Source organism: Phaeobacter sp. HS011 (assembly GCF_018101215.1).
Taxonomy (GTDB): domain Bacteria; phylum Pseudomonadota; class Alphaproteobacteria; order Rhodobacterales; family Rhodobacteraceae; genus Phaeobacter; species Phaeobacter inhibens.
Genome location: NZ_JAGEUF010000001.1, coordinates 631042 through 649018, shown reverse-complemented (window position 1 = coordinate 649018; position 17977 = coordinate 631042). Strand labels below are relative to the sequence as shown.

Sequence of the window (17977 nt, the reverse complement as noted above, 5' to 3'; positions counted from 1 at the left end):
CGGTCAGCTGCCGCCCTGTAGCAGCGGCGTGATGCGGCGTACGGCAGCGCGGCGGTTGGCGCGCTCGGCGCGTTGGGTCACCACCGCCAGATCGGTCTCACCATAGCCCTGCACCACCATATTTTCAGGCGGCACTTTAAAATACTCGGTCAGAGCCAATGCGACACTTTCGGCGCGGCGGTCTGACAGCGCGAGGTTAAAGGGCGCGGCACCGACCGCATCGGTGTGGCCTTCGATCAGAAACACCTCCTGCGGGTTCTGCGCGATCATGTCGCGCAGCGCATTGCCCAGCGCTGCCAGTTCTTCGGCCTCCGCTGCCCGGATCACGGCAGACCCGGTCTCAAAGTTGATGGATTGCACGGTGATTTCCGGCACCAGACGGCGGACCGCGTCGATATTGCGGATCTGGCGCAGGGAGAAGCGACGGCTCACGGCGGGGGCTTCCTTTGCGGCGAGTACCAGCGCCAGCTCATCTGCATCAATCGTATCACTGCTGAAGGCTGATTTGCGCGGGGCCGCTGTGGGCAGTTCGGAGACCACCACGTTGTCGGCGCGCTGCGTGTCATCGAACAGCACGACACTGCTGCCATCCGTCAGCGTGCGGGTGCGGCGCAGGACGCGACCATCGCGGGCGCGGATGGTTTCGACCTCCGCCCCATCCTCACGCACGACAACGGTCCGGGTGGAGCCGTCCTTGAACCGGTAGGTGGTGACATTGCTGCCGGGCTGGCGCAGCAGAGCGTCGTCGTTCTTGATCACCCGGTACTGGCCGTTCTGTTCCACCACCGCGCGGTCGCCGGAATTGCTGACAACGGTTTCGCCCTGTTTCAGGAGCTGGCCGATGGCCACGGCCCCCAGTCCAAGCAAAGCGGCCTTCTGCAACTTGCTGAGACCGTCATCGTCGTTGTCTGCGGTGGCAGCGGCGCTGTTGCTGCCAGTTTCAGCGTTTGCAGAAGTCTCGGCAGTGGCTTCGGCCTCAGCCGTCGGGGTGTTCACCGCCGTTTCAAATTCCTCATCCGAACTGCGCGCGGTGTCTTCGGTCACGGTTTCCTCGACAACCTCTGCCTGCTCGGTGGCGGCCGCGCTGGCCGCTGCGGCGGCGGCGCTGTCATCTGCCTCCTCGGTCTGGGCAAGGGCGTCGGCCTGCGCCTGACTGTCGAGCGGCTCAACCTCGGGTTCGGGCTCAGGCTCGGACGTAGGGGTAGGGTCGGTCCCGCCCTCCGCCTCTGCCAGCGCTGCGGCCAGTTCGGTAGCGGCGGTGGTTTCGGCCTCAGCCGTAGCCTCAGGCGCGGCGGCGGTGCCTGCCTCTGTGTTGGCGGCTGTATTCACCCCGTCATTGGCTGCCGGCTCCACCGGAGTCTCTGCCTCTGCGGTGGTTTCACCTGCGTTCTGTTCAGCGGCTGTCTCTTCCGTCTCGGCCGGAGCTTCGGTCTGCGCGGTCTGAGATGGGGCAGCGTCTGTGGCGGGTTCTGGGACAGGTTCAACCGGAGCGGCGGCGGCCTGCTCTGCCTCCGACGGGGCTGCTGGCTCGGCCTGTTCGCCTGCCTCAGGTGTGGCCTCAGCCTGATCAGCGCCCGCCATTAGGGTAGTTGACGCAAGAGCAGGGTCCAAACCAGCGTCCAATTCGCCGGTAACATAGGCCTGACAGAATTTGGCTTTGGCCCCCTTGCCCTTGCCTTTCAGGATCTCCCCTTCGGGGCTGATCCGGCCGTTTTGCAGCCAACGCAGACAGCGCTGCACGGCCTCGGTGATCTGCTCCGCCGTCATCTGGCTGAGGTCGGTCGGATCCGATTTAGACTGCGCGGGCGCGGCGACCGGAAGACTGAGAGAGACGATGACCGCCAACGCGGTCGAGGATCTGAGAAGCTGCGAAACCATGCGGTGTTCCTTTCGCTGTGCGATGCAAAGCCTAGAAACATAACGCGCGCCGGGGCAAATAAGTTGCTTGTGAGTGACGGTTTTCGGCCAGAGCCTGCCGATCAGATGTGGCCCTCGCGTCTGCTATTCGGCCGTCAACATCTGCATCAGCCGCTGTTTTTCGCCGCTGTCATCCTGACGCGCGAGCATATCCGCCAGATCCTGAAGCGCGGCAATAGAATGGCCTGCGCGAAAGCTGTCGACATGAGGCAGCATGGCGCGGATGCCGCGTGCCTTGGGGGCAAACCCGTCAAAGCGCAGTAAGGGGTTCAGCCAGATCAGGCGGCGCGCAGACAGATGCAGCCGCTGCATTTCGGCGCTCAGCTGATCGGAGTCGTCGCGGTCCAGCCCGTCAGTAATCAGCAGGACCACGGCCCCCTGCCCCATGACGCGGCGCGACCAGTCACGGTTGAAATCATGCAGGCAGGCGCCGATCCTTGTGCCGCCCTCCCAGTCCTGCGCCTCGGCCCCGGCTGCAGCCAGGGCGGCATCCACATCGCGCTGCGCCAGATGGCGGGTGATATTGGTAAGCCGTGTGCCGAAGGTAAAACCATGCACCCTCGCCCAGCCCGGCCCCTTGCGGTTGGCGGCCGCATGCAGGAAATGCAGGATCAGACGGGAGTATTGGCTCATGGAGCCGGAGATATCGCAGATCACGACGAGATTGGGCCAGCGCACCCGACGTTGGGCGCGTGAAAGGGTTGTAATCTCGCCGCCCTGACGCGCAGCCTGCGCCATTGTGCGTCGCCAGTCGATGCGGGGACCTGTTGGTGACGCCATCAGACGGCGCGATTGAATGGGGCGGATTGGCAGCTGCATCTTGGCGAGCATCCGCTTGGCCTCGGCCACCTCGGCGGTGCTCATCTGCTCAAAGTCGAGCTGCCGCAGCCGTTCCTCGCGCGACATGGTGAGTTCGGCGCTTAGTTCCAGCTGCTCCGGTGGCTCCTCCCCCTCCGGCGGGTCAGGGCGATCCGGCGCCTCAGCCCCATCCAGCAATGCCTCGGCGGCGCGTTTCTGGGCGGGCTTGGCGGCTTTCTCCTCCTGCGTGCCCCGGATCGCGGGCAGCATCGCCGCCATCATATGCTCCAGAAAGCGCGGATCCCGCCAGTAGAGACGAAAGATCTGCGCAAAGACCTGACGGTGTTCAGGTTTGGAGACAAAACAGGCGTGCAGCGTCCAGTAGAAATCCTGCTTCGAGGTGAAGCCAGCCGTGGCCACAGCCTCCACCGCCTCGCTCACCCGGCCCGGACCGATAGGCAGCCCAGCGCGGCGCAAAGCCCGCGCAAAATGGGTAACATTCTGCGCCAGCCGTGGCGTCTCCGGCAGCGGCAGCGGCGGGTATTCAGGCATCAGCGCAGGCCCGCAGCATCAGGCGGGACCCAGCGCGGCACGGGCCTGATCGAGAATGCGTTTGGCCTCTGATCCATGCAGGCGGCTGATATCATCCTGATATTTCAGGATGGCCCCCAATGTGTCGGCAATCACCTCTGGCGACAGATCAATGACATCCAGCGCCAAGAGGCAATTGGCCCAGTCAATTGTCTCGGCAATGCCGGGATGTTTGAACAGATCCTCGGTGCGCAGCGCCTGCACAAAGGCGACGACCTCCCGCGACAGGCGCGGCGCCAGACCCGGGGCACGGGCGGTGAGGATCTCCATCTCGCGGTCGAAATCGGGGTAATCCACCCAATGATAGAGACAGCGCCGTTTCAGCGCGTCATGCACCTCGCGGGTCCGGTTGGAGGTGAGGATCACGATGGGCGGCTCTGGCGCCTTAATGGTACCAAGTTCGGGGATGGTGACCTGAAAATCGCTGAGTGCCTCCAACAGGAAAGCCTCGAAAGGCTCATCGGTGCGGTCGAGTTCGTCGATCAGCAGCACCGGAGCGCCTGTCGGATCCGGTTGCATCGCCTCCAGCAGCGGGCGGCGAATGAGATAGTCATCGCTAAAGAGCTCTGCCTGAAGCCCTGCCCGATCCGATCCGGCCCCTGCGGCCTCAGCCGTGCGAATGGCCATCATCTGGGCGGCAAAGTTCCATTCATAGACCGCGCTGGAGGCATCCAGCCCTTCGTAGCATTGCAGCCGGATCAAGCGGCGGCCCAGCGCTGCGGCGAGGGTCTTGGCGATCTCGGTCTTGCCCACCCCGGCCTCGCCTTCCAGAAATAACGGACGACCAAGGCGCAGCGACAGAAACACCACCGTTGCCAACCCCCTGTCGACGACATACCCCGCCTCCGTCAGTAGTGTTCCCACCGCATCTATGGAGCCAGGTAGTCCGCGCGTGCCTTCCGGCCCAGGAGGGCTGGCAGGCTGACTGGCGGTCTCCGGTTGGCTCGTCTTCGTCTGCTGCGACATCTCGCTCCCCTTCGGCTCTGCCCAAGAGGCCACGGCGATGTGAGCGGGTCAAGCGGCTGGTCATGCCACTTTGGTCCCATAGGCCATCCGTGAATGATACTGCGCCCTGTTTCCGGACACATTGACCGGCCTGCCCTGCAATGCGATGACAGAGACACGCCATCGGCCCACGCGGGTCCGGCACAGACGTGGCAGGAGACAGCATGCGAACACTGGCCGTGACATGTGTAAAGAACGAAGGCGCTTTTCTGCTGGAATGGATTGCCCATCATAAGGCTGTGGGCTTCAGCGATATCCTCGTCCTCTCCAACGACTGCGCGGATGGCACGGACCGGATGCTGGACCGGCTGGATGAACTGGGCCATGTCACCCACCTGCGCAACGATGGCCCCTATGACAAGGGCGGCATTCAGTTCACCGGGTTGAAGAAGGCGGATAAACACCGCCTGATGCGTAAGGTCGACTGGGTGATGGCGTTGGATGTGGACGAATTTGTCAATATCCATGCAGGGGAAGGCCGACTGGCGGATCTTCACGCGGCGCTGCCCGATGCGGATGCCATCACCCTGACCTGGCGGCTGTTCGGCAATGGCGAGACGGTGCGCTATCAGGACCAGCCGGTGACCGATAGCTTCACCCGCTGCGCGCCGGAGGTGATCCACTGGCCATGGCGGGCGGCGATGTTCAAGACGCTTTATCGGAACGATGGCACCTATCGCAAACTCGGGGTGCATCGCCCACGCAGCCCGGAAGACGGCGCCACCCTAGAGGGGTTTCGCTGGTTCGATGGCTCAGGACGGGAACTGGATCAGGGGTTCAAGACGCAGCGGATCTATTCCGACTATGGGCAGCCGAATTTCGATCTGGTGCAGCTCAACCACTATCCGCTCGGGTCAATGGAAAGCTACGTGCTGAAAGCCGAGCGCGGGCGGGTCAACCGTCCGGGCGATCTGGGCATGGACTATTGGGTCGAGCGCAATTTCAACACGGATGAGGATGATAGCATCGCCCGCTATCGCCCCGCCCGTGAGGCCATTGCCGATCTGCTGCGCGAGGACGCCAAGCTGCAAAAGCTGCACGCCCGCGCGGTGCAGTGGCGCTACGAGCAGTTTCGCACACTGATGCAGCAGGAGGCTTATCGGACGCTGTTTTCGCGACTGCTGATGACACCGCCCTCGCGGCTGATCAGCCCCGGCACCGCGCGCACGCTCACCGGCTTTGCCACCCTGGGCCGCCATGGCGCACCGCAGGGCGGCGACAAGAGCGACTGATCCGGCGCCATATCAAGATCGGCCCTGCAGACCAGCCGGTCAGAAGGCAGGACATGGCGCAGACACAGGCCAGCCACTGGCCGAAAACGGGCCGAAAACTGGCATCTTTTTCAACGAAACCCGCGTCGATGGCCGATAAACCGGCCTTACAATTTCCAATTTTAGCCTTATTTCGCCCTTAGATGTTGCCAGACGCAAACCCGTCCAAACGAGGGCGGGACAAGAGGACGACGCAATGCAGCAGGATACATTGGACACGCTGGACGAGGACCTGTCCGGGCTGAAGCCCGCGCAGTGGCAGGCCCGTATGGCCGCGCTGGCCGAGGAAAACGGCATGTATCAGCCGCTGGGCAACCGTCACTTTGCCAGTTTCATTGATCAGGGCAATACGCTGCTGGTCAGTTTTGAGACTATCCAAGGGATCCACAACCTGTCGGATGTGGCGCAGCCGCTGGGGTTTGACCTGGTGAAGAACCTCGGCTGGTCACATCTGTGCATCATCTCCAATGGCGACACCTGGTTCCGCAATGAGCGGATCTACGGATTCTTCGACCAGCTGATTGACGACGGGTTCTTTGATGAATTCGACAAGGTCGTGTTCTATGGGGCAGGCCCCTGCGGCTATGCGGCTGCCGCCTTCTCCGTGGCGGCCCCCGGTGCCACCGTTGTCGCGGTGCAGCCACAGGCGACGCTGGATCCGCGTCTCACCGATTGGGACGACCGGTTCAGCGAGATGCGCCGCCTTGATTTCACCGATCGTTACGGCTTTGCCCCGGATATGATGGATGCGGCCAAGCAGGGTTTTGTGATTTACGACCCGCGTGAGCGGCTGGATTCGATGCATGCCGCCCTGTTTGCGCGCAAGAATGTGCTACGGCTGCGCACGCCGCATCTGGGCGATACCGTTCAGACACGGCTGATCGAGATGGAAATTCTCTATAATATCCTCGCGCTGGCCGGTGCAGACCGGCTGACAGAGCGGCAGTTCTACAAGCTCTACCGTGCCCGCCGTAGCAATGGCCCCTACCTGCGCAAGCTGATGGCTCGTCTGGAACAGGATGAACGTCCCTATCTGATGGCCCTGCTGTGCCGCAATGTGACCAGCAGGCTGCGCGCGCCTCGCTTCCGCCGCCGTCTGGAGGCATTGCGCAAAAGCGCCGCAGAAGGCCAGATCAAACTCCCCCCCGAACGGTAAGAGCAGAGCGGCGCCGCATGGCGCAAAAGGCGGGGCGGCCAATAGCTTTCGCATGTGATGCCGTCGCTTCCCCTGCGCGCGCCCCTGTGCTAGGCGGGCGCCATGACCGTTCAGCTCACCATCCCCCGCCCCGATGACTGGCATCTGCATCTGCGCGACGGCGCAATGCTGACGGCCGTTCTCCCTGAAACTGCCCGCGATTTTGCCCGCGCGATCATCATGCCGAATCTGGTGCCGCCGGTGGTGACAGGGGATCAGGCCGCGGCCTACCGCGACCGTATTTTGGCCGCCCTGCCCGACGGCATGGCATTTGAACCGCTAATGACGCTCTACCTGACCGAGGACACCGATCCAGCGGATGTGGCGGCAGCTCATGCCAGCGGGTTGGTCAAAGCCGTGAAGCTTTACCCGGCCGGGGCCACCACCAATTCCGCCTCTGGTGTCAGCGATTTCGACAAGGTGCGCGGCGTGCTGGAGACCATGGCCGACATCGGCCTGCCGCTTTGCACCCATGGCGAGGTGACCGACCACGACATCGACATTTTCGACCGCGAGGCGGTGTTCATCGACCGGGTGCTGGACCCGATCCGCAAATCCACCCCCGGCCTGCGCGTGGTGATGGAACATATCACCACCAAGAACGCTGCCGACTATGTGACCAGTCAGGACAGCGATCTGGGGGCCACGATCACCACGCATCACCTGATCATCAACCGCAACCACATTCTGGCAGGCGGCATCAAACCGCATTATTATTGCCTGCCGGTGGCGAAGCGCGAAGAACACCGTTTGGCCCTGCGCGCAGCTGCGACCTCTGGCGACAGACGGTTCTTTCTTGGGACAGATTCGGCCCCACACACCGACCCCAACAAGCTCAGCGCCTGCGGCTGTGCCGGCTGTTTCACCGCCCCCAACACCATGCCGTTGTTGGCCCATGTGTTCGAAGAAGAAAACGCACTGGACAAGCTGGCCGGATTTGCATCCGAGAATGGGCCAGCCTTCTACGGCCTGCCGGTAAACCCTGATACGTTGACCCTGTGCAAGCAGGATACCGCTGTGGGCTTTCCAGACCAAATCAACACCCCCGACGGCCCTGTCACCGTGTTTGACCCCGGCTTTGATGTCTATTGGCAGGTCGCCTGACCTTTCTTCTGGCTAAAAATATCCCCGCCGGAGGCTCCTGCCACCGGCGGATCGCGCCGACCAAAAGGATGATAGCATGATCCCCTCCTCCTACCCCTCCCGCGAAGAAATCGCCCGCCTTTCTGCCCGCATGCTGCTGGAAATCGGCGCGGTGAATTTCAACACCGACACGCCTTATACGCTGGCGTCTGGCCTGCCCTCGCCCAGCTATATTGATTGCCGCAAGCTGATCTCCTTTCCGCGAATCCGCACCACGCTGATGGATTTCCTCACCGTCACGGTGATGCGCAATGCAGGCTTTGAGGCGTTTGACAATATCGCCGGTGGCGAAACGGCAGGCATCCCCTTTGGCGCCTTGGTGGCCGAACGCATGGCGCTGCCGATGACCTATGTGCGCAAGAAGCCCAAGGGTTATGGCCGCAATGCCCGCATCGAAGGGGTCATGACCGAAGACCAGCGCGTGCTGCTGGTGGAGGACATGACCACCGATGGCGGCTCGAAACTGTCCTTTGTGGATGCGATCCGCGAGACCGGCGCCACCTGCGGCCATACCGCCGTCATCTTCTATTACGACATCTTCCCTGAAACCACCCAACGCCTGGGCGATCACGGTGTTGAGCTGCATTATCTCTGCACCTGGTGGGATGTTCTGGCCGAAGCCAAGGCGCAAAAGAGCTTCAGCGACGAGACACTGGATGAGGTGGAGCGCTTCCTGAAAGATCCGCGCGCCTGGCAGGAGGCGCATAAATCCGCCTGATCACCCTCTATGTGACACGCATCTTATCTGGGGCGACCTGTGGACAGGGCCGCCCCGAATCGACTTGGGAGCACGCGCATCAGCGCAGATATAGACAGCTTCCCAGAATGCACCGCATCATATAGACTACACACACCTCAACCCGGCTTCTGTAAAAACGACACACAGGTCAGCCTGCGGATATCAACAGGCTGTTCACAGCTCATCCACAGAGTTTTCCAGATAGCCAGACCGGGGTTCGCCCCCCTATAACGCGGGGCCAATGACGAGAGCAGCGATGAACGATATTACGCCATTTGACCCCAATCTGCCCGCCGCCCCGGAGCCTGCTGCCAATGGCGAGGCAACCGGAGACGACGCTCATATCCTGCCGCATTCCGTCGAGGCCGAACAGCAGTTGCTGGGCGCGATCCTGACCAACAATGACGTCTACGACCGGATCGCCTCAATCATCACATCCGCGCATTTCTACGACCCGGTCCACACCCGCATCTATGAGATTGCCGCCGCCCGGATCTCCAAGAACGCGCTTGCCTCGCCGGTGACACTGAAGGCCTTTATGGAGGATGACGAGGGCCTGAAGGAATTGGGCGGCCCGGCCTATCTGGCGAAACTCGCCGGGGCGTCCATCTCGGCCTTTGCGGTGCGCGACTATGCCCAGATGATCTATGATCTGGCGATCCGGCGCGAACTGATCGCCCTGGGGCGCAGCATCGCGGACAAGGCGCGCCGTGTCGATGTCGCCTCTGAACCCAAGGAACAGATCGTCGAGGCGGAACAGTCGCTTTATAAATTGGCCGAACAGGGCCAGACCGAAAGCGGTTTCAAATCCTTCCTCAAGGCGGTCACCGAAGCGGTCAATGTCACCAATGAGGCCTATCAGCGCGGCGGCGGCATGGCGGGGATCTCCACGGGGCTGGCCGATCTCGACAAACAGCTGGGCGGCCTGCACCCTTCAGACCTTTTGATCCTGGCGGGGCGTCCCTCGATGGGGAAAACCTCGCTCGCGACCAATATCGCCTTCAACGTCGCCAAGGCCTACAAACGCGGCCAGAAACCGGATGGCACTGAAGGCGCCGTTGATGGCGGCGTGGTCGGTTTCTTCTCACTGGAGATGTCGGCAGAACAGCTGGCGGGTCGTATTCTGGCCGAAGCCTCAGAGATTTCCTCGCATAAAATCCGTCAGGGTGACATGACCGAGGAAGAGTTCCGCCGCTTTGTGCAGGCGGCCAAAGATCTGGAAAGCTGCCCGCTGTTCATTGATGACACGCCTGCCCTGCCGATTTCACAGCTGGCTGCCCGTGCGCGCCGTCTGAAACGGACCCATGGGCTGGATCTGCTGGTGATCGACTATCTGCAGCTCTGCCGGGGCATGGCCGAAAACCGGGTGAATGAAATCGCGGAAATCTCCATGGGCATGAAGGCCATCGCCAAGGAGTTGAACATCCCGGTGGTCGCCCTCTCCCAGCTGTCACGTCAGGTCGAAAGCCGCGAAGACAAACGCCCGCAGCTGTCGGATCTGCGGGAATCGGGCTCGATCGAGCAGGACGCCGACGTCGTCATGTTCGTATTCCGCGAGGAATATTACAAGGAACGGGAAAAACCCGGCGATCACGAATTGGACAAGATGGAAGAGTGGAAGCAGGCGATGGAACGCTTGCACGCCAAGGCCGAGGTTATCGTCGGCAAACAGCGTCACGGCCCCATCGGCACGGTTGAACTGGCCTTTGAGGCGCAGTTCACCCGCTTTGGCAACCTCGCCAAGGCATGGCAGCAGGATCACGCGCCAGAGTATTGATCCGCGCCCCGAAATGCTGAACACAACGCGCCGCCAGCCAGACCCGGCGGCGCGCCTTTGAACGCTCCCCAGCGCCTGTCACCTTTCCCTAAATACTCAAAAAACCAAAAATTGCCCCGCAGACTCCCGCTTGCAGGGGCAGCCCACGCCGCCCGCCGCAACAGCAAGCCAGGGCGCGAAATCCGCCAACCACCTCGTCGGCGGCGCCGGAATGCGGTTTCCCCCTTGACCCCTGTGCCCCCCGTGTCATGAACAGCGCATGACGACTGCTAGACTGACACTCAATCTGGATGCGCTGGTGACCAACTGGCGCAACCTCGATGCGCTGACCAATTGCGAGACCGCCGCAGTGGTCAAGGCCAATGGCTATGGACTGGACGCAGGCCGCGTCGGTAAGGCGCTGGCCAATGCCGGTGCGCGCAACTTCTTCGTGGCAATGGCAGAGGAAGGCGTGGCCCTGCGCCGCGCCATCGGCCCCGGCCCCGGCATTTCGGTTTTTGTCGGCCATATGGAGGGCGACGCAAAACTGCTGCGCGATTTCCAACTGACGCCGATGCTGAATTCACTCGACCAGATGCTGCGCCATTTTGAGAGCCTGCCGGGCCATCCCTTTGGCGTGCAGCTTGATACTGGTATGAACCGACTTGGCATGGAGGCCGCCGAATGGGCCGCCGTCCGCGACATTGCTCTCAGTCAGGGGCCTGTGCTCCTGATGTCGCATCTGGCTTGTGCAGATGAGACGACCCATCCGATGAACAGCCACCAGCTGCAAAACTTCCTTGACCTGACTGAAGGTCTGGATCTCCCCCGCTCCCTCGCCGCGACCGGGGGCCTGCTGCTGGGGCGCAACTATCACTTTGACCTCTGTCGTCCGGGCATAGGTCTTTATGGCGGGCAGCCTTATGGCGACGCGCTGCCAGTGGCCCAGCTGGACCTACCCGTCATCCAGATCCGCAGTCTCGATCCGGGCGAAACCGTTGGCTATGGCAATAGCTGGGCTGCACAGCGCCCAAGCCGTATCGCCACTGTCGCCGCAGGGTACGCCGATGGGCTGCACCGCGCGCTCGGCAGTGGCCAGATCCAGGTCTATGCAGCCGACACGCCCTGCCCGGTGGTCGGCCGCGTTTCGATGGATCTGATCACCGTCGATGTCACAGACCTTGGCGACGACCCCAGCCATCTGGCCATTCTCAATGAACGACAGACCGTCGATACGCTGGCGGATGCGGCGGGCACCATTGGCTATGAGATCCTCACCTCTCTCGGCAGCCGTTACGCACGGAGCTACACCGGATGAGCACATTTTCGCGTCTTTCGCCCCTTAGCCTGCTTGCGCGGCTGGGACAGATGGTCCTTGCCGGTCTGGGCGCCGTCGGGAGGGTGACGCTCTTTGGCCTGTACACCTCCAGCCATATGCTGCGGCCACCCTACTACCCGCGCGAGCTGCTGAATGCGCTATTACAGGTCGGCTGGCTGTCGCTGCCGGTGGTTGGCCTCACTGCAATCTTCACCGGCGCGGCGCTGGCCTTGCAGATCTATGCGGGCGGCGCGCGGTTCAATGCCGAGGCCGTGGTTCCGCAGATCGTTGCCATCGGCATGGTGCGCGAGCTTGGCCCCGTTCTGGTTGGACTGATGATTGCTGCGCGCGTCACCTCCTCCATCGCGGCGGAGATCGCCACCATGAAGGTCACCGAACAAATCGACGCGCTGGTCACACTCTCCACCCATCCGATGAAATACCTGGTGGCGCCGCGTGTGCTGGCCGCGCTGATCACAGTGCCGGTGCTGGTGGGCGTTGGCGATATCATCGGCATCATGGGCGGCTATGTGGTCGCGACGCAGAACTTGGGCTTCAATCCAGCGGCCTATCTGAAAAACACTGTCGATTTCCTTGAGCTGCGCGATATCGTCTCCAGCCTTGTGAAAGGCGCTGCTTTCGGCACCATCGCGGCGACCATGGGCTGCTATTACGGCATGCAGTCAGGCCGCGGCGCACAGGGCGTGGGCCGCGCCACCAAAGGGTCCGTCGAAGCCGCAGCCGTGCTGATCCTGGCCGCCAATTTTGTCCTCACAGGGATTTTCTTCTCGCTATGATCCAGATGAAAGACGTCCATAAGGCCTTTGGTGACAACAAGGTTCTGCAAGGCATGACGCTTGAGATTCCCAAGGGAACCTCCATGGTGATCATCGGCGGATCTGGCACCGGAAAATCTGTCGCGCTGAAATCTGTTCTGGGGCTGATCACACCGGATCAAGGGCAGATTCTGGTCGATGGCAAACCCGCAGCCAGTGGCGACCGCGACGCCTTTCTGGCGCGTTTTGGCATGTTGTTTCAGGGGGCGGCGCTATTTGACTCCCTGCCGGTCTGGCAGAATGTCGCCTTCCGCCTGCTGCGCGGCTCATTGAAGCGCCCGGTGGATGAGGCGCGCGAGATCGCCATTGAAAAACTGCGCCGGGTGGGTCTGAAGGCTGATGTGGCGGACCGCCTGCCCGCTGAGTTGTCGGGCGGCATGCAGAAGCGTGTGGGTCTTGCCCGCGCCATTGCCGCGGAACCCGAAATCATCTTCTTTGACGAGCCAACCACCGGCCTTGACCCGATCATGTCCGGCGTGATCAACGACCTGATCCGCGAAATCGTGGTCGAGATGGGCGCCACCGCGATGACCATCACCCACGACATGACCTCCGTCCGCGCCATCGCCGACAATGTGGCGATGCTGCATGCAGGCGTGATCCAGTGGACCGGACCGGTCAGCGAGATGGACCAATCGGGAGATCCCTATATGGAGCAGTTCATCCACGGCCGCGCGGAAGGGCCGATTGAGGCGGTGCGGTAAAGAACAAATCGGTAAAGGAAACAAAAATTAATGGAAGCAATTCAAAGAATTATCGAAGTCACCCAAGAGCTTGACACAAAAGGAAATTTCAGCCGGGCTGACTTCGACGAACTTGCCATGCTTGTCGAACACTCAGCTAGTCAGCTCCCTAAACGCTTTGTCAAAATCGTTGAAGAAAGTGACCGAAAGTTTCCTAGCGGCCCAACACGAGAAGCCTACAACGGACGTATCGAACTTGCCGAACGCTTAAGGAAAGTTCTTAATGTAGCTAAAGAGCTTCCCAGCAGTCCCCAGCTGGAACTTGACGACGATGCGCTTCTCCCAACCTTTTCACTTGAGAAGAATGATAAATCCCGCGTCCTTGAGTTATGTGCTCAGATGAGAAAAATTGTACTGGGAACGGAAATCTTCGACCAACCACACAGGCGTCGACTTCTCAATCGCATAGCCGGAATTGAATATCAGGTAGAGCAACCTAAAGGTCTCTTAGATGTTCTACGTGCGGGGGTTTCAGATGTAGGCGAGACATTAGGGAAATTCGGAACTGACATTGAACCGCTGACGAAGCGGATGAACGAGGTCACTCAAATAGCGCGTTCGAACTCGAATGAGTACGACAAAATCCCCTCTCCTGAAGAAGTTAAACGACTACCCGCGCCAGAAAATCCAACTAAGGAATGACCCTCCGCCTCCTCACTCTCTCCCTGCTGATCCTCTATCCTGTTGCGTGGTTCGCGCCGTTGATGCGGGCGGGGCTGCTGCCGATCTTTGGCCTCAGCGAGATCTCGGTGATCACCGGATTGCAGAGCCTTTGGGGCAGCGACGTCATTTTGGCGCTGACGGTCACGGCTTTCGCGATCTTTGCGCCGTATCTCAAAACCATCGGGCTGGCGCTGGTGCAATGGGGCCTGCTGGACACACGCGTCCAACCGGTTCTGCATGTCTTAGGCAAGCTGGCGATGGCGGATGTGTTTCTGATCGCGCTCTATATCACGCTCGCCAAGGGGATTGGCTATGCAACGATTGAGACCGCCTGGGGGCTTTATTTGTTCACTGGCTGCATCCTGGCGTCAATTGCCCTGTCTCTTTTGACCGCGCGCCAGGTTAGCCAGCAGGACGAATAGAAACGGGGCGCTGCCCCCGGCCTTCGGCCTCCCCCGGGATATTTGTCGCCAGAAGATGTTCTGTGTCCCCCATCTTCTGGTCCTAAATATCCCGGAGCGCGAGGCAGAGCCTCGCATGCCCCGTCTGACGCTCCGCAACACTTGAACAAACCGGAAACATCTGCCAGATCTACCGCATGGCAAAAACAACATATTCCTGCTCTGCCTGCGGAGCATCTTTCTCAAAATGGTCCGGGCGCTGCGATGGTTGCGGCGAGTGGAATTCCATCACCGAAGACAAGGGCCTGTCCAAGGGCGGACCGGCGTCGAAATCGCTGGGCATGCGGCGTGGCAAGACAATCCCCTTGAGCGATCTGGCGACGGAGGAAGCGCCACCACCGCGCACCTGTTGCGGTGTGGGGGAGCTGGACCGGGTGTTGGGCGGTGGGTTGGTGCCTGCCTCTGCCATTCTGGTCGGCGGGGATCCCGGGATCGGAAAGTCGACACTGCTGTTGCAGGCGGCGGCGCAGTTTGCCCAGTCAGGCCTCAAGACGATCTATGTCAGCGGTGAGGAAGCCAGTGCGCAGGTACGCATGCGCGCGCAGCGGCTGGGATTGGCGGAAGCACCGGTCAAGCTGGCGGCGGAGACCAACCTGCGCGATATTCTGACCACACTGGAGGCAGAGCGACCACAGCTTGCGATCATCGACTCGATTCAGACCATGTGGGCTGATCACGTGGACAGCGCGCCTGGGTCTGTCAGCCAGGTGCGCGCTGCCGCGCATGAGCTGACGACATTTGCCAAAACCAATGGCGTATCTATCATCATGGTCGGCCATGTCACCAAAGAGGGGCAGATTGCCGGTCCACGGGTGGTCGAACATATGGTCGATACCGTGCTGTATTTCGAAGGCGAGCGCGGGCATCAGTTCCGCATTCTGCGCGCGGTCAAGAACCGCTTTGGCCCGGCGGATGAGATCGGTGTCTTTGAGATGACCGGTGGCGGGCTGAGTGAAGTCCGCAACCCCTCGGCCTTGTTTCTGTCAGAGCGTGGCACCCCGTCGCCCGGGTCGGTGGTGTTTTCCGGCATCGAAGGCACCCGCCCGGTTCTGGTGGAGATGCAGGCACTGGTCGCGCCCTCGCCCCATTCGCAGCCGCGCCGGGCGGTTGTGGGCTGGGACTCTTCGCGTCTGGCGATGATCCTGGCCGTGTTGGAGGCGCGCTGCGGCATCCCCTTTGCCGGGCTTGATGTCTATCTCAACGTTGCCGGAGGGATGAAGATCTCAGAACCTGCGGCGGATCTGGCAGTGGCTGCGGCGCTGCTGAGCGCGCGCGAAGACACCGCGTTGCCCGCAGATACGGTCGTATTCGGAGAAATATCGCTCTCTGGTGCCCTGCGACCCGCCCCTCAGACCGAAAACCGGTTGAAAGAAGCGCAAAAACTTGGTTTCACCGCAGCGATAGCTCCAAGTGGTGGCAAATCCGTCGCGGTCCCCGGACTTGCGGTGCGACAGGCCTCTGATCTCGCCGGTTTTGTTGGCGATTACTTTGGGGCTGGCTAAAGTCGCAAGAATTCTAATCGCAGGTTAACGGGCGAGGGACATGGAAGGTTTCACCATTATCGACGGGGTCGTGGCCCTTGTCATTGTTGTATCAGCGTTGCTGGCCTATTCGCGCGGGTTCGTGCGTGAGGCGATGGCCATCGCTGGTTGGATCGCCGCCGCCATCTTGGCCTTTCTGTTTGCGCCGCAGGTCGAGCCGCTGATGGCAGAAATCCCGGTGATCGGAGAGTTCATCGCGGACAGCTGCGAATTGTCGATTATCGCCGCCTTTGCTGCGGTGTTTGCATTGGCGCTGATTGTCGTGTCTTTCTTCACGCCACTGTTCTCCTCACTGGTGCAACGGTCAGCGCTTGGCGGGTTGGATCAGGGCATCGGCTTCTTCTTTGGGGTGCTACGCGGCATCCTGTTGGTGGCGATTGCCTTCTTCCTCTACAATGTCGTGATGACCGGTCAGAGCTTCACCATGGTGGATGAGAGCCGCTCTGCCGTTGTGTTTGAGCGGATGATCGGCAAGATTGAGGACCGCAACCCCGAGCAGGCGCTTGGCTGGGTCACCACGCAGTATGAAAGCCTGATCGGCTCCTGCGAGAAGTAAGCGCCTATTGTTGCTGCCACCGCGCATCGCGGACCTGTGGCAGCGGCACATACAAAAGGGATTGGAACAGGGCGCCTCAGGCGCCCTTTTTCGTGGCCGGATGGAACCGGTTGAGGTTTGGCGGGCTTGCACGGTCTGGCATTGACTACCGGGCCCATCACAATGCGACCGCCCGCTTGGCTGGTTCATGGATTGTGAACGACGGTGATGCCGCAAGGATCACTTGTCCAATGATGATATTTAGAGATGCAGGCGCGTTTACCTTTCCTAACATCAAAAACGCCTATTAACATTCTGTTAATCAATTAGAATCGCTGTATCAGGACATTGAATCGGACGCAAAGCGTGGGGTGGCGTGTGAAAGCAGACGGATAAAAGTTAACAAATCCTGTGATCCGAGGTGTTTTCGGGCAACAATTCGGTGAATGAGGCAGGATTAGCGGCCAAAACCCCTCAGTTGTCCCAATCGGCCCGATCCTTGCCCCATTTCCGTCCAATTTCGCAGCGCACATTGGTGTCACCAAGACGCCAGACAGAACGTCAGGCACACCGCTCAGAAGGACGACACCATGCTGCTGGATCACTCGACATCGTTTGCTGACTGTCAGCCCGTTGGTCTTCTGCTGGATTTCCCGGCGGCTGTCTCCCCTGCGGCTCCCAGCCGTGCCCGGCCCCGGCCACGCACCGGTGGTCTGCTGCCGCATGTGATGGTGGAAACGGATCGCGGCTTTGTTCAGGCTCGCAATGTGAAGCCGGGCGACAAAATCTACACTCTGGATGGTGGCGCGCAGGAAGTGACCGGCGTCAAACATGCCGTACCGCGCCTGACCTCGCTGGTGCATGTGCCTGCCGGTGCGCTGGGGAACGATGACGATCTGATGTTGCCGGCGGATCAGAAGGTTGGTCTGGAACTGGCCGCAGTGGAGCGCCTGTTCGATGTGCCCACCGCGATCACCAAGGTGGTTTCGCTGATCGGCTATAACGGTATCTCTGCCGCCATGCCGGAGAAGATGGCACGCATCTATCTCTCCTTTGCGGAGGAAGAAATGATCTGGGCCGAATGTGGCATGCTTGTGCATGTGGCAGGCGATACCAGCTCAGAAGATGACGGCGCCTTTCGCATGCTGACACTGACCGAGACCAGACAGATTCTGGCCAGTGAAGACGGCCGCGCACTCGCCGATGCGGGTAAGGACGATGCGGATGACCGCGATGAGGAGAGCGATGACGTGCTCTCCGCCTTTGATATGCTGCGCGGTCTGCTGGCGGCCTGAGGGCGCGATCACCGCCCACCTCTGCCAGGCTGAAACCCTGCGATACCGACCCGCTGCCCTGCTGAGACACCCGACCTGCGACCGCTCGCAGGTCGTTGTCGTTCTGGAGCGCGCGAGCAGCTAGACGCGGTTTTTCACCCCAACTGTCGTGAAACCGTGATCCTTTGGTG

General features: G+C 61.1%; 16 protein-coding genes. 13 read left to right on the top strand and 3 right to left on the bottom strand.

Going from position 1 to position 17977, the window contains the following annotated elements; genetic code table 11:
- Positions 1-3: 3 nt before the first annotated feature.
- From J4721_RS03040 to J4721_RS03030, 3 genes are all read right to left on the bottom strand, one after another.
- Entirely contained in the window at positions 4-1878 is a 1875-nt protein-coding gene (locus J4721_RS03040; protein WP_211002076.1) for an OmpA family protein, read from the bottom strand.
- Positions 1879-2001: 123 nt separating this feature from the next.
- Positions 2002-3267, bottom strand: coding sequence for a VWA domain-containing protein (locus tag J4721_RS03035; protein WP_211002075.1), 1266 nt, complete (start codon positions 3265-3267; stop codon positions 2002-2004).
- Between the two features lie 18 nt (positions 3268-3285).
- On the bottom strand, positions 3286-4272 hold the full coding sequence (locus tag J4721_RS03030; RefSeq protein WP_247655774.1) for a MoxR family ATPase: 987 nt from the start codon (positions 4270-4272) through the stop codon (positions 3286-3288).
- Positions 4273-4475: 203 nt separating this feature from the next.
- Between J4721_RS03030 and J4721_RS03025 the strand changes: the two genes are divergently transcribed.
- The 13 genes from J4721_RS03025 to J4721_RS02965 all read left to right on the top strand — a co-directional run bounded on the left by J4721_RS03025 (position 4476) and on the right by J4721_RS02965 (position 17807).
- Positions 4476-5543 (top strand): glycosyltransferase family 2 protein, encoded by a 1068-nt coding sequence (locus J4721_RS03025; RefSeq protein WP_211002074.1) that lies wholly within the window; start codon positions 4476-4478, stop codon positions 5541-5543.
- Positions 5544-5778: 235 nt separating this feature from the next.
- The gene (locus tag J4721_RS03020; protein WP_014874207.1) at positions 5779-6738 is read left to right on the top strand and encodes a hypothetical protein; all 960 of its coding nucleotides are present in this window, start codon (positions 5779-5781) and stop codon (positions 6736-6738) included.
- 102 nt (positions 6739-6840) lie between these two features.
- Positions 6841-7881, top strand: a complete 1041-nt coding sequence (gene pyrC / locus J4721_RS03015; RefSeq protein WP_076619674.1) for a dihydroorotase — start codon at positions 6841-6843, stop codon at positions 7879-7881.
- A gap of 76 nt (positions 7882-7957) precedes the next feature.
- The gene (locus J4721_RS03010) at positions 7958-8638 is read left to right on the top strand and encodes an orotate phosphoribosyltransferase (RefSeq protein WP_014879629.1); all 681 of its coding nucleotides are present in this window, start codon (positions 7958-7960) and stop codon (positions 8636-8638) included.
- Between the two features lie 277 nt (positions 8639-8915).
- Positions 8916-10436, top strand: a complete 1521-nt coding sequence (locus J4721_RS03005; protein ID WP_014879628.1) for a replicative DNA helicase — start codon at positions 8916-8918, stop codon at positions 10434-10436.
- 259 nt (positions 10437-10695) lie between these two features.
- Positions 10696-11733 (top strand): alanine racemase, encoded by a 1038-nt coding sequence (gene alr, locus J4721_RS03000; protein WP_211002073.1) that lies wholly within the window; start codon positions 10696-10698, stop codon positions 11731-11733.
- Entirely contained in the window at positions 11730-12530 is an 801-nt protein-coding gene (locus J4721_RS02995; RefSeq protein WP_211002072.1) for an ABC transporter permease, read from the top strand. Before alr ends, J4721_RS02995 begins: the two co-directional genes overlap by 4 nt.
- The gene (locus J4721_RS02990) at positions 12527-13273 is read left to right on the top strand and encodes an ABC transporter ATP-binding protein (protein WP_102858217.1); all 747 of its coding nucleotides are present in this window, start codon (positions 12527-12529) and stop codon (positions 13271-13273) included. The genes J4721_RS02995 and J4721_RS02990 overlap by 4 nt, the downstream gene beginning before the upstream one ends.
- Before the next feature lie 30 nt (positions 13274-13303).
- Positions 13304-13954, top strand: coding sequence for a hypothetical protein (locus J4721_RS02985; RefSeq protein ID WP_211002071.1), 651 nt, complete (start codon positions 13304-13306; stop codon positions 13952-13954).
- A complete protein-coding gene (locus J4721_RS02980) occupies positions 13951-14397 on the top strand; it encodes a paraquat-inducible protein A (protein ID WP_102874527.1) in 447 nt (148 codons plus the stop codon). Before J4721_RS02985 ends, J4721_RS02980 begins: the two co-directional genes overlap by 4 nt.
- 176 nt (positions 14398-14573) lie before the next feature.
- Entirely contained in the window at positions 14574-15938 is a 1365-nt protein-coding gene (radA, locus tag J4721_RS02975) for a DNA repair protein RadA (RefSeq protein ID WP_014874199.1), read from the top strand.
- 40 nt (positions 15939-15978) lie between these two features.
- Positions 15979-16533 carry a CvpA family protein gene (locus J4721_RS02970; protein ID WP_014874198.1) on the top strand — a complete coding sequence of 185 codons (555 nt, stop codon included), beginning with the start codon at positions 15979-15981 and terminating at the stop codon, positions 16531-16533.
- Positions 16534-17102: 569 nt separating this feature from the next.
- Entirely contained in the window at positions 17103-17807 is a 705-nt protein-coding gene (locus tag J4721_RS02965; RefSeq protein WP_076619665.1) for a Hint domain-containing protein, read from the top strand.
- Positions 17808-17977: the final 170 nt, after the last annotated feature.